The organism is Salipiger sp. (assembly GCF_059781815.1).
This window is the reverse complement of sequence record NZ_JBYNAH010000005.1, coordinates 18,102-30,270: the sequence shown is the minus strand read 5'-3', so window position 1 is coordinate 30,270 and position 12,169 is coordinate 18,102. Positions and strand designations below refer to the sequence as shown.

10 protein-coding genes are annotated in these 12,169 nt (G+C 66.7%); 6 read left to right on the top strand and 4 right to left on the bottom strand.

Annotated features, from left to right (window positions below; genetic code table 11):
* Window positions 1-15 precede the first annotated feature (15 nt).
* On the bottom strand, window positions 16-744 hold the full coding sequence (recO, locus tag AC6RA4_RS01155) for a DNA repair protein RecO (RefSeq protein ID WP_500156567.1): 729 nt from the start codon (window positions 742-744) through the stop codon (window positions 16-18).
* Window positions 745-801: 57 nt separating this feature from the next.
* On the opposite strand from recO, the gene AC6RA4_RS01150 reads away from it, so the two are divergent.
* Window positions 802-1,398: a Pr6Pr family membrane protein gene (locus AC6RA4_RS01150; protein WP_500156565.1), complete on the top strand. Its 597-nt coding sequence runs from the start codon at window positions 802-804 to the stop codon at window positions 1,396-1,398.
* Between the two features lie 337 nt (window positions 1,399-1,735).
* On the opposite strand, the gene AC6RA4_RS01145 is transcribed toward AC6RA4_RS01150, so the two are convergent.
* Both AC6RA4_RS01145 and AC6RA4_RS01140 read right to left on the bottom strand, forming a co-directional pair.
* On the bottom strand, window positions 1,736-3,073 hold the full coding sequence (locus tag AC6RA4_RS01145; RefSeq protein ID WP_500156563.1) for an ammonium transporter: 1,338 nt from the start codon (window positions 3,071-3,073) through the stop codon (window positions 1,736-1,738).
* A gap of 38 nt (window positions 3,074-3,111) precedes the next feature.
* A complete protein-coding gene (locus AC6RA4_RS01140) occupies window positions 3,112-3,450 on the bottom strand; it encodes a P-II family nitrogen regulator (protein ID WP_007794645.1) in 339 nt (112 codons plus the stop codon).
* A 257-nt stretch (window positions 3,451-3,707) separates the two neighbouring features.
* On the opposite strand from AC6RA4_RS01140, the gene AC6RA4_RS01135 reads away from it, so the two are divergent.
* The 4 genes from AC6RA4_RS01135 (at window position 3,708) to rlmH (ending at window position 9,388) form a co-directional block, all read left to right on the top strand.
* Window positions 3,708-5,888, top strand: coding sequence for a transglycosylase domain-containing protein (locus tag AC6RA4_RS01135; protein WP_500156561.1), 2,181 nt, complete (start codon window positions 3,708-3,710; stop codon window positions 5,886-5,888).
* Between the two features lie 102 nt (window positions 5,889-5,990).
* The gene (locus tag AC6RA4_RS01130; protein WP_500156559.1) at window positions 5,991-8,324 is read left to right on the top strand and encodes an aldehyde dehydrogenase family protein; all 2,334 of its coding nucleotides are present in this window, start codon (window positions 5,991-5,993) and stop codon (window positions 8,322-8,324) included.
* A gap of 212 nt (window positions 8,325-8,536) precedes the next feature.
* Entirely contained in the window at window positions 8,537-8,908 is a 372-nt protein-coding gene (gene rsfS / locus AC6RA4_RS01125; protein WP_500156557.1) for a ribosome silencing factor, read from the top strand.
* 9 nt (window positions 8,909-8,917) lie between these two features.
* Complete coding sequence (gene rlmH, locus AC6RA4_RS01120) at window positions 8,918-9,388, top strand: 23S rRNA (pseudouridine(1915)-N(3))-methyltransferase RlmH (protein ID WP_500156555.1); 471 nt, start codon at window positions 8,918-8,920, stop codon at window positions 9,386-9,388.
* A 265-nt stretch (window positions 9,389-9,653) separates the two neighbouring features.
* On the opposite strand, the gene AC6RA4_RS01115 is transcribed toward rlmH, so the two are convergent.
* Window positions 9,654-10,457 carry an undecaprenyl-diphosphate phosphatase gene (locus AC6RA4_RS01115; protein WP_500156554.1) on the bottom strand — a complete coding sequence of 268 codons (804 nt, stop codon included), beginning with the start codon at window positions 10,455-10,457 and terminating at the stop codon, window positions 9,654-9,656.
* A 226-nt stretch (window positions 10,458-10,683) separates the two neighbouring features.
* Between AC6RA4_RS01115 and AC6RA4_RS01110 the strand changes: the two genes are divergently transcribed.
* On the top strand, window positions 10,684-12,120 hold the full coding sequence (locus AC6RA4_RS01110; RefSeq protein ID WP_500156552.1) for an NAD(P)-dependent oxidoreductase: 1,437 nt from the start codon (window positions 10,684-10,686) through the stop codon (window positions 12,118-12,120).
* Window positions 12,121-12,169: the final 49 nt, after the last annotated feature.

Below are 12,169 nucleotides of genomic sequence, written 5' to 3'. Positions count from 1 at the left end.
CCCGCACGCGACAGTTCAGCCGGACTGTCTCGCCAGCCGGTCGATGAACAGCCCGCGCGCCGCGGGCAGCGGCCGGTCGCCCAGCGCCGGGGCGAGACGGTTCTCGAGGAAGTGACCGGTGGTGCGCAGCGCATCCATGATCTCGGCGTCGGGCGCGGTGCCGCGGCCCAGCATCACCGGCGGCAGCGGCAGCAGCCGCGCCACCCAGTCGCCCGCCCCGAAGGCCGAGACCGCGCGCCCGGTGCGCGGCGAGACATAGTCGAGCGGCTCGTTGGTGCCGGTCACCGCGCAGGCCGAGAGATCGAGGCCAAAGCCCATCTCGTCGAGCAGCGCCATTTCCCAGCGCATATAGGCCAGCGGCCAGAGATCGCGCTCTGCCAGCAGGTCGAGCAGGCTTTCGGTGCGGGCATAGAGCGCCGGGTGCGCCTCGCGCTCGGGCAGGCAGAAGGACAGCAGCGCGACCACCGCGTTGAGCCCGGCCAGCGACAGCCGGTCCGACATGGCGCTGGCGGCACGCGAGCGCTGCGGCTCGACGGTCCAGGCGCCCATGTGATCCTCGAGCCGGGCCCGCCAGGTCAGGTCAAGCTGCGCCCCGGGCTGCAGCGAGGGCGCGATCTTGCGCGAGGTGCCGCCGCGCAGCACGCCCATGTGGCGGCCATGCTCGGCGGTGAAGACCTCGAGAATCGCCGAGGTCTCGCCATGCCTGCGGGCCGAGAGAAGTATGCCGGTGTCGCGCCAGTCCATGGCGGCGACTATCCTTCGCCTTGCCGGGATCGGCAAGTTGCGTCACATCATGGACCCATGACCCTCCGCGCCCGCCTCTTCGCAACGCTGATCGCCCTGGTCTCTGTCGCCGGGCTGGTGCTGCAATTCGTCACCTACGGCATCGACCATCCCGGTGCGGATGCGCTGGACGCGGCCTGGAGCCTTGCGCGCTACTTCACCATTCTCACCAACGCGCTGGTCGCCGTGAGCTTCACGTCAATGGCGCTGAGCGGGCGGATGCCCGGCCCGCTCTGGATGGGCGGGCTGACGCTCTGGATCGCCATCGTCGGCGTGGTCTATTATGCGCTGCTGGCCAAGGAGGTGAGCGGGCTCGACGCGGTGGCCGACCGCCTTGTTCACATGGCGACGCCGGCTCTGACGGTGGCATTCTGGCTCTGCTGCGCCCCGAAACACGGTCTGTCGCTGGCGAGCGCCGCGACCTGGCTGCTCTGGCCGCTGGTCTATGTGGGCTACGCGCTGCTGCGCGGGCAGTTGGATGGCGCCTACCCGTATTTCTTCGTGGATCCGACACGGATCGGCTGGGACGGAGTGCTGCGCTGGTCGGCCCTGCTCTGCGTCAGCTTCGCCAGCGCCGGCGGGCTGCAGGTGGGCATCGCCCGGCTGCTGCGCTGAGCAACACCGCAGCCACTTTCGAGACATGCCCGCCGCGCCCTCGGGATGCGCATGGCCGGGCCATGCGTGCCGCTCTTTGATGACCGGACAAATGCTGCGCCCCCTTGTGGCGCACCAGAGACGCGCTGGGGTGCGGGTGCACAGGCCCGGACCCCAGCGCCTGCCCGGCGCGCCCTGCGCGCTGCCACTGCCCTGATTTCGGCAGGCCCCGGTGCCGCGCACAGAGCCCGGAACGGCTGCCATCTCCGCCCGGCAGCACCGAGCCCGCCAGGCAACAAAAAACCCGGGCGCGAACGCCCGGGCAGTTGGTCACGAAAGGCTGATAGGAAGGAGGAGATCAGCCTTTGGAGAATTCCGGGTAGGCCTCCATGCCCAGCTCGCCCATGTCGAGGCCCGCAACTTCTTCCTCTTCCGAGACACGGATGCCCATGACCAGCTTGAGGATGAACCACACGACCGCGGAGGTGACGACGGTGAAGATGCCGACCACGACGATGCCGTAGAGCTGCGTGCCGAGCGAGGCGTCACCGTTGGTGAAGACCACGGCGATGGTGCCCCAGATGCCGCAGATCAGGTGGACCGGGATCGCGCCGACGACGTCGTCGATCTTCATCTTGTCGATCGCCGGGATGGCGAAGACCACGATGATACCGCCGATGGCACCGATGATGGTGGCTGCGCCCAGCGACGGGGTCAGCGGCTCTGCGGTGATCGAGACGAGGCCTGCGAGGGCGCCGTTCAGGACCATGGTGAGGTCGGGCTTCTTGAACATCACCTGGCTGACGATCAGCGCAGCGACGGCGCCACCGGCAGCAGCGGTGTTGGTGTTGGCGAAGATACGCGACACGTCTGCGACGTCACCCACGGTGCCCATTGCCAGCTGCGATGCGCCGTTGAAGCCGAACCAGCCGAGCCACAGGATGAACGTGCCGAGGGTGGCGAGGGTCAGGTTGGAGCCCGGGATCGGGATCACGGCGCCGTCCTTGAACTTGCCGATACGCGGGCCGAGGATGATGGCACCGGTCAGAGCGGCCCAGCCACCCACGGAGTGCACAACGGTCGAGCCGGCGAAGTCGAGGAAGCCTGCTGCGTCGAGGAAACCGCCGCCCCACTTCCAGGAGGCCTGCAGCGGGTAGATGATCGAGGTCAGGACGATCACGAAGATCAGGAACGGCCACAGCTTGATGCGCTCGGCCAGGGTGCCCGAAACGATCGACGCGGTGGTGGCGCAGAACATCAGCTGGAAGAAGAAGTCCGAGCCGGTCGAGGCGTAGGAGTAATCATCCGCGCCTTCTGCGGTCACACCCACGACTTCAAGAACCGCGGGGCCCCAGACGCCGGAGATGATGCCTTCGGAGGCCCAGGTGCCGAGCGGGTACATCAGGTTGTAGCCGATCAGGTAGTAGAAGATCGCGGCGAGCGAGAACAGCGCGACGTTCTTCATGCACTGCATGGCAACGTTCTTGGAGCGGACCAGGCCGGCTTCCAGCATGGCGAAGCCTGCGGCCATCCACATCACCAGGAAACCACCGATGAGGAAGAGCAGCGAGTTGAAGATGAAGACGGTGTCGGTCGAGGCGTTGACGCCCGGAGCGGGGCCCTCGTCCTGTGCCAGGCCCAGGGTGGGCAGCGCGATCAGCGCGGCAGCCGGGGCGAGAGTCTTGAGAAGTTTCATGTTCCGTTGTCCCTTGTAATCTTGCGATCGAACCGCGATCAGATCGCGTCCGCGTCGGTTTCGCCGGTACGGACCCGCACCGCCTGCGCCACGTCCAGCACGAAGATCTTGCCGTCGCCGATCTTGCCGGTCTGCGCCGTCTTGGTGATCGTTTCGACAACCTGGTCGGCCATGGAGGCAGCAACCACGATCTCCAGCTTGATCTTCGGCACGAAGTTCACAGCATATTCTGCGCCGCGGTAGATTTCGGTGTGGCCGGATTGCGAGCCGAAGCCCTTGATTTCCGTCACCATCATGCCGCGCACGCCGATACCGGTGAGCGCCTCGCGCACCTCCTCGAGCTTGAACGGCTTGATCGTCGCAATGATCAGTTTCACCTTGGTCCCTTTCAGTTTTGCAGACGGCTGCCTGCGGTATGCATGGGCAGAAAGCCGCCCGATGCCCGGTATGGAAAGAAAAGCCCCTTGCAACGCTCGTTCGACACCCCATCGACGCACAAAAAGAGTGCTGAAATTGACCGTTTGCATATTTTTAATGCACATCAAAAAGTCATTAATCGGGCGGTTTCGCGGTCTACATCACGCATCAAAGCCGTTATCCTGCCGCAAAAGAGCAGCATGCCAGGCAAGACGACATGAGTGATTCAGGCCGGGGCAAGGGTCGGCTGGTGGCAGAGCGCCGCTATGACAAGACCAGCCAGAAGCCCAAGAAAACCAAGCCGAAGAAAGCCGCCCGCAAGGCGACGCGGCGCGCGCCCGCGCGCAAGCGCAACCCGATCGTTGCGTTCTTCCTCGGCATCTTCCGCTGGGTTTTTGGCCTGATCTGGAAGATCACATGGCGCATCACCGCGGTGGTGGCGCTGCTTCTGGCCATCGGGGTGGGCTATTTCTACGCCCAGCTGCCTCCGGTCGAAGACCTTCTCGACGGCCGCGCCCGCGGCTCGGTCACCCTGATGGACCGCAACGGCCAGATCTTCGCCTGGCGCGGCGACCAGTTCGGCGGCGCCGTGACCGCCGAGAGCGTCAGCCCGCATCTCAAGAACGCCGTCCTCGCCACCGAGGACAAGCGCTTCTACCGCCATTTCGGCATCTCCCCGCGCGGCATTGCCAGCGCCGTGCGCATCAACATGTCCGAAGGCCGCGGCCCGCTTTCCGGCCACGGCGGCTCGACCATCACCCAGCAGACCGCCAAGCTGCTCTGCCTCGGCGTGCCCTACGACGCCAAGGAATGGGAGAACGAGGGCGAGTACATCTCCGACTGCCGCCGCACCACGCTGGCGCGCAAGGGCCGCGAGGCGCTCTACGCCATGGCGATGGAGGCCAAGTACACCAAGAACGAGATCCTCTCGATCTACCTGAACCGCGCCTATATGGGCGGCGGCGCCTACGGGGCCGAGGCCGCGGCGCAGCGCTATTTCAGCAAGCACGCGGGCGAGCTGAACCCGCAGGAATCGGCGATGCTCGCCGGGCTGCTGACCGCGCCCTCCTCGCTGTCGCCGACCAACGATCTCGAGCGCTCGCAGGCGCGCGCCGCCACGGTGCTGCGGCTGATGAACGAGCAAGGCTTTCTCACCGCCGAGCAGACCCAGCGCGCGCAGGCCAACCCCGCGCAGCTCTCGGAAGAGGCACAGCGTCGGCTGGGCGGCTATTTTGCCGACTGGGTGATGTCGACCGGGCCGGAGTTCTTCACCCGCGACACCACCGAGGACGTGGTGATCTCGACCACGCTCGATCCCAAGCTGCAGCGCGCCGCCGAAGAGGCGATGAACACCGTCTACCGCGAGAAGGTCACCAAGCCCGGCTCGGTGGTGCAGGCGGCGATCGTGGTGATGTCGGCGGATGGCGCGGTGCGCGCCATGGTCGGCGGCAAGAAGACCGGCGTCTCGGGCGTGTTCAACCGCGCCACCCAGGCCAAGCGCCAGACCGGCTCCTCGTTCAAGCCGTTCATCTACGCCACCGCGCTGGAACTGGGCTATTCGCCCTATGACACCGTGGTCGACGAGCCGTTCTGCATGAACATCCCCGGCTCGGGCCAGTGGTGCCCCGAGAACTACAGCCGCAACTACAAGGGCCCGGTCACGCTCACGGATGCGCTGAAGCAGTCGCTCAACATCCCGGCGATCAAGATCTCTGAGAGCGTGGGCCGCGATCTGGTGCACAAGGTGGCCAGCGAGTTCGGCATCAAGTCCGAGCTCAACGACACCCCCGCCATGGCGCTCGGCACCTCCGAGGCCTCGCTGCTCGAGATGACCGGCGCCTATTCCGGCTTTCTCAACGGCGGCTCGGCGGTGGTGCCCTACGGCCTCAAGGAGCTGCGGCTCAAGGGCGATGACGAGGTGCTCATGGGCACCGGCGGCGGCATCCGCGAGCGGGTGATCCAGCCCGAGGCCGCGGGCCAGCTGACCTGGATGATGGAGAAGGTCATCACCGAGGGCACCGGCCGCCGTGCGCTGCTGCCGGATGGCCGCCCCGCGGCGGGAAAGACCGGCACCTCGAACGATGCCCGCGACGCGTGGTTCATCGGCTTCACCGCCGATTACGTGGTCGGCGTCTGGATGGGCAACGATGACAACTCCCCGCTCAGCGGCGTCACCGGCGGCGGCCTTCCGGCCGACATCTGGCGCGAGACCATGGTGCGGGTGAATGATGGCCTGCCGATCAAGCCGCTGCCCGCCATCGCCCCCCAAGGCCCCTCGCCGCAGGTGGTCGAGGAACAGCAGCGCCAGCAGCAGCAACAGCAGGCGCCGACCAAGGAACGCCGCCAGCGCGACAACTTCATCCAGCAGGTCCTGCGCGACCTTCTGGGGGGCGGCTGAGTGACGCCACGGCGCGCCGCGCGGGGAGCGGGATTTTCCTTTCCCTCGCGCGGCTGACACGGTCTAACACTGGCCACATCCCTTAGAGGAAGGAGCCCCGGCATGAGCGTGAAAGAGATCTTCGAGAGCATGGAATACGGTCCCGCCCCCGAAAGCGCCGCCGAGGCCCTCACCTGGCTCGTCGATCAGGGCGATCGCTTCGGCCATTTCATCGACGGCGCCTTCACCGCCCCCGGTGACACGTTCGAGAGCCGCAACCCGGCCACCGGCGAGGTTCTGGCGAGCCTGACGCAGGCCACACAGGCCGATGTCGACGCCGCCGTCTCTGCCGCCCGCGCGGCGCAGGGCAAGTGGGAGCGGCTCGGCGGCCCGGGTCGCGCCCGTCACCTCTATGCCATCGCCCGGCTGGTGCAGAAGCACGCGCGGCTCTTCGCGGTGCTCGAGACGCTCGACAACGGCAAGCCGATCCGCGAGAGCCGCGACATCGACATCCCCCTCGTCGCCCGCCACTTCTATCACCACGCCGGCCACGCCCAGCTGATGGAGAGCGAGATGCCGGGGCGCGAGGCGCTCGGCGTCTGCGGCCAGATCATCCCTTGGAACTTCCCGCTGCTGATGCTGGCGTGGAAGGTCGCGCCGGCGCTCGCCATGGGCAACACCGTGGTGCTGAAACCCGCCGAATGGACCTCGCTCACCGCGCTGCTCTTCGCCGATATCTGCCGTCAGGCCGGCCTGCCCAAGGGGGTCGTCAACATCGTCACCGGTGACGGTGCCGTGGGCGAGATGATCACGGCCTCCGAGGTCGACAAGATCGCCTTCACCGGCTCCACCGAAGTGGGCCGCAAGATCCGCGAAGCCACCGCCGGCAGCGGTAAGGCGCTGACCCTCGAGCTCGGCGGCAAGTCGCCCTACATCGTCTTCGAGGACGCCGATCTCGACAGCGCCGTCGAGGGGCTGGTGGACGCCATCTGGTTCAACGGCGGGCAGGTCTGCTGCGCCGGCTCGCGCCTGCTGGTGCAGGAGGGCATCGCCGAGCGCTTCCACGCCAAGCTCAAGGCGCGGATGGAGAAGCTGCGCATCGGCAACCCGCTCGACAAATGCATCGACGTGGGCGCCATCGTCGACCCCGTCCAGCGCGACCGCATCGCCGCGATGGTGAGCGACAGCGACGGCGAGATATTCCAGCCGGGCGCCTGCCCCGAGGGCTGCTACTACCCGCCGACGCTGATCTCCGGCCTGTCGCCGGCCTCAAGACTGATGCAGGATGAGATCTTCGGCCCGGTGCTGGTCTCGGCCACCTTCCGCACCCCCTCCGAGGCGGTGCAGATGGCCGACAACACGCGCTACGGCCTCGCCGCCAGCGTCTGGTCCGAGAACATCAACACCGCGCTCGACATCGCCCCCAAGCTCGCCGCCGGCGTGGTCTGGGTCAACGGCTCCAACATGTTTGACGCCGCCGCCCCCTTCGGCGGGCTGCGCGAGAGCGGCTTTGGCCGCGAGGGCGGCCCGGAGGGGCTGCAGGCCTACACCCGCGAGAGCCGCAAACCCAAACCGCTCAAGCCCATCGCGCCGTTCCACGGCGACGAGGCCGAGCCGCAGCCGGTCGACCGCACCGCCAAGCTCTATATCGGCGGCAAGCAGGCGCGCCCCGATGGCGGCTATGCCCGCGCCGTCAACGACCGGCGCGGCAAGCTCATCGGGCAGGCGCCGCTCGCCAACCGCAAGGACATCCGCAACGCTGTCGAGGCGGCGCGCGGGGCCTCCGCCTGGTCTTCGGCCAGCGCCCACAATCGCGCGCAGGTGATCTACTATATCGGCGAGAACCTCTCGGCCCGCGCCGAGGAGTTTGCCGCCACCATCGACCGCATGACCGGCGCCCGCACCGGCGCGAAAGAGGTCGAAAAATCCGTCGAGCGGCTCTTCACCTATGCCGCCTGGGCCGACAAGTTCGACGGCCGCATCGCCAACGTGCCGTTGCGCGGCGCGGCGCTGGCCATGCGCGCGCCCTGCGGCGTGATTGGCGGCTTCTGCCCCGACGCTTTCCCGCTGCTCGGGCTCGTCTCGCTGATGGCCCCGGCCATCGCGATGGGCAACCGGGCGATTCTCGTGGCCTCCGAGCCCTTCCCGCTCGCCGCCACGGAATTCTACCAGGTGCTCGAGACCTCCGATGTGCCCGGCGGCGTGGTCAACATCCTCACCGGCAGCCATGCGGAGCTGGCGCCCACCATGGCAAGCCACATGGATATCGAAGCGGTCTGGAGCTTCTCGGGCAGCGATCTCTCGGCAGAGATCGAGCGCGGCGCGGCCGGCAACCTCAAGCGCACTTGGGTGAATTACGCCCAGGACCGCGACTGGATGGGCGCCGACGGCGAGGGCCGCGCCTTCCTCGAGGCCGCCACCGAGGTCAAGACGGTGTGGATCCCATGGGGTGCATGACGGGCGCGTGACGCGCCCATGATGCGGGCTTGAAGCGCGGCGGCAGCGGCGTTAAGCGGTGCGCTGCCCTGCGATCATTGAGATTTTGCGACTCCGATGTTATCGTAAAGGCACGCCCGGCGCCGGGGTGGCTTTCGGCGCTTGCAACCAAGGAGGACAATGTCCTGTCACTTACTGCCAGTGCGGCCGGTGCCGCAAAGCCGGGGGCACCGATGAACGGCCTGCCCCAATCCGAGGTCACGAGCGAGCAGATTCTCGCGCGCATCCTCGAAAGCCTCGATGACAACAAGGCGGAAGACGTCGTGCAGATCGACCTGCGCGGCAAGACCTCCGTGTGCGATCACATGGTGATCTGCTCGGGCCGGTCCTCGCGTCAGGTTGTCTCGATCGCCGAGAAGCTCGTCGAGGATCTCAAGCATGATCTTGGCGTGCTGCCGAAAATCGAAGGTCAGGACACCGGCGACTGGGTTCTGGTCGACACGGGCGATGTCATCGTCCACGTCTTCCGCCCCGAGGTCCGCGAGTTCTACCAGCTTGAAAAGATGTGGATGCCGCTGGGCAAGACCGCGCAGACCATGGCCTGACACGGCCTCATGCGGGTACATCTTTGCGTCGTCGGGCGCCTTCGGGCCGGCCCCGAACGCGAGCTTGTTGACGATTACCTGAAGAGATTCGACCGCACCGGTCGCGCGCTCGGGCTTGGCCCGGTGCGCGTGGTGGAGGTCGACGACCGCAAGGGCGGCGGTATGGCCGCCGAGGCGGATCTGCTGCGCCGCGCCCTGCCCTCGGGCGCGCGGCTCTGCATCCTCGACGAACGCGGCAAGCTGATGAGTTCACCCGACTTCGCCGACACGCTGGGCCGCTGGCGCGACACCGGCACCCAGGACCTGGCCATCGTGATCGGCGGCGCCGACGGCATCGACCCGTCGCTGCGTGCAGAAGCCGACATGGCGCTGTCCTTCGGACAGATGGTCTGGCCCCACATGCTCGTGCGCGTGATGATCGCAGAGCAACTTTATCGGGCAGCCTCCATCCTCGCCGGAAGCCCCTATCACCGTGTATAGCGCCTGATCGGCAAAACTTGAGCGGGAATTCGCGCGCCTGCGATTCCACGACGGCGGGTTTCCGCGCGCGGTATCACAGCACCATTGCCAACCCTGAGCCGCTTGAATTAGCAGGATTCTGAAGCGTGTGCTCGCTGCCTGAAAACGCGCGAATGCGTCGGCAACCCTGTCCCCAGCGGTCAATTACCGACCGCGAGTCGGCGCATCTACCGGCCCCGGAGTCCCCCAAACTCCGGGGCCACCTTCTTTCCCGGGCCGGGCCGGTTCAGGAATAGGCGTAGATCAGCAGCCCCGCGCCAAGGATGACGCGGTAGATCACGTAGGGCGTGAAGCTCACCGAGTGCAGCAGGCGCATCATCAGCGTCAACGCCGCCAGCGCCGCGCCAAAAGCAAAGACCGCGCCGATCAGACCGTCGATGGCGACCTGCGCGTCGGCCTCGGAGGCGACCTCGACCCCAAGCAGCGCACCGGAGGCGAGGATGGTCGGGATCGACATCAGCATCGAGATCTTGGCGGCGTCGTGGCGGTTGTAGCCCATGAAGCGCCCGCCGGTGATGCAGATGCCTGACCGCGAGGTTCCCGGGATCAGCGCCACCACCTGCCAGAGGCCCATCTTCAGCGCATCCATGGCACCCCAGTCCTGCTCTTCCTTGTGCACCGGCCCGCGCTGGTCGGCCCAGTAAAGCACGAGGCCGAAGCCCAGCATCGTCCAGCCGATGACGGCGACCGAGCGCAGCGCCTCGTCGAGCCCGGTGATCTTCATCAGGAGCCCCGCGATGATCACCGGGATGGTGGCGATGATCAGCCCGAAGGCCAGCCGCGCCCCCGGAGTCTGGCGCTGACCGCGGATCAGGTCGACGGTGCCAAGCGCCGCGACGCGCACGTCGCGCCAGAAATACAGCACCACGGCGGCCAGCGTGCCGACATGCACGGCGACGTCGATCGCCTGCCCCTGGTCGGCCATACCGGTGAGATTCGGCAGAAGAATCAGGTGACCTGAGGAGGAAATGGGCAGAAACTCGGTAATGCCCTGTATCAGGGCCAGCAGGATGAGCTGCAGCATTGGCATGGGCGTTAACCTCCGGCTAGCCTCACACCGTTTCTATAACGCCCTTGTTTCAAGGGGAAAAGCGGCAATTAGGTCCGGTTTGTTACTCAGTTTTCATCCAAGAATGCTGTGTGCCGAGTCGCGTTCGCAAAATAAAGCGAATATAGGTCAGTCTTTCTGACTTTTCTTTCATTTCAGCTTTCAGTATTGAAGCCCGACCCAAGGACTTGTTCGGAGACCCAGGAACATGGCGAAGCAGCCGATGCTCAAATTCGTGAAGATCGAGCGGGACATGCCCGAGAAACGCGAGGCAGATGTCCGGAACAAGGACTTCGACGAGATCTATGCAGAATTTGCCGACGCGAAAGCGACGGAACAGGCGAGCCGCTGCTCGCAATGTGGCGTGCCCTATTGCCAGTCGCACTGCCCGCTGCACAACAACATCCCCGACTGGCTGCGCCTGACCGCGACCGGCCGCCTCGAGGAGGCCTACGAGGTCAGCCAGGCGACCAACACCTTCCCCGAGATCTGCGGCCGCATCTGCCCGCAGGACCGTCTCTGCGAAGGCAATTGCGTCATCGAGCAGTCGGGCCACGGCACCGTCACCATCGGCTCGGTCGAGAAATACATCACCGACACCGCGTGGGAGAACGGCTGGGTCAAGCCCGCCGCCCCGGCGCAGGAGCGCAAGGAAAGCGTCGGCATCATCGGTGCCGGCCCCGGCGGCCTCGCCGCCGCCGACATGCTGCGCCGCGCCGGTGTGCAGGTGACGGTCTATGACCGCTACGACCGTGGCGGCGGCCTGCTGACCTACGGCATCCCGGGCTTCAAGCTCGAGAAGGAAATCGTCATGCGCCGCATGAAGCAGCTCGAGGACGGCGGCGTCCGCTTCGTGATGAACTGCACCGTGGGCGAAGACATGTCCTTCGAGGACATCCGCGAGCAGCATGACGCGGTAATCATCGCCACCGGCGTCTACAAGTCGCGCGACCTGCGCGGCCCCGGCGCCGGCGCCAAGGGCATCGTCAAGGCGATCGATTATCTCACCGCCTCGAACCGTACCGCCAACTTCGGCGACAGCGTGCCGGAATACGAGAGCGGCGAGCTCAACGCCAAGGGCAAGAAGGTCGTTGTGATCGGCGGCGGCGACACCGCGATGGACTGCGTCCGCACCGCGATCCGCCAGGGCGCCGAGAGCGTGAAGTGTCTCTATCGCCGCGACCGCGCCAACATGCCCGGCTCGCAGCGCGAGACCCAGAACGCCGAGGAAGAAGGCGTGCAGTTCGAGTGGCTGACCGCACCCAAAGGCTTCATGGGCGATCCGGTGACCGGCGTGCTGGTGCAGAAGATGCGCCTCGGCCTGCCCGACGCCTCGGGCCGCCAGTCGCCCGAGCTGATCGAAGGCTCCGACTATGAAGAGCCCGCCGATCTGGTGATCAAGGCGCTTGGCTTCGAGCCCGAAGAGCTGCCGACGCTGTGGGGCGCGCCCGAGCTGGAAGTGACCCGCTGGGGCACCATCAAGGCCGAGTTCACCTCCGGTCGCACCGCCCTGCCCGGCGTCTATGCCGTGGGCGACATCGTGCGCGGCGCCAGCCTCGTGGTCTGGGCGATCCGCGACGGCCGCGATTGCGCCGAGCACGTGCTGCAGGACTTCAACAAGACCGCCGCCGTCGCGGCAGAGTGATCCCGGGCGCGCGCCGTCGTGGCGCGCCCCGCAAGCCGGCGCGTCGGAT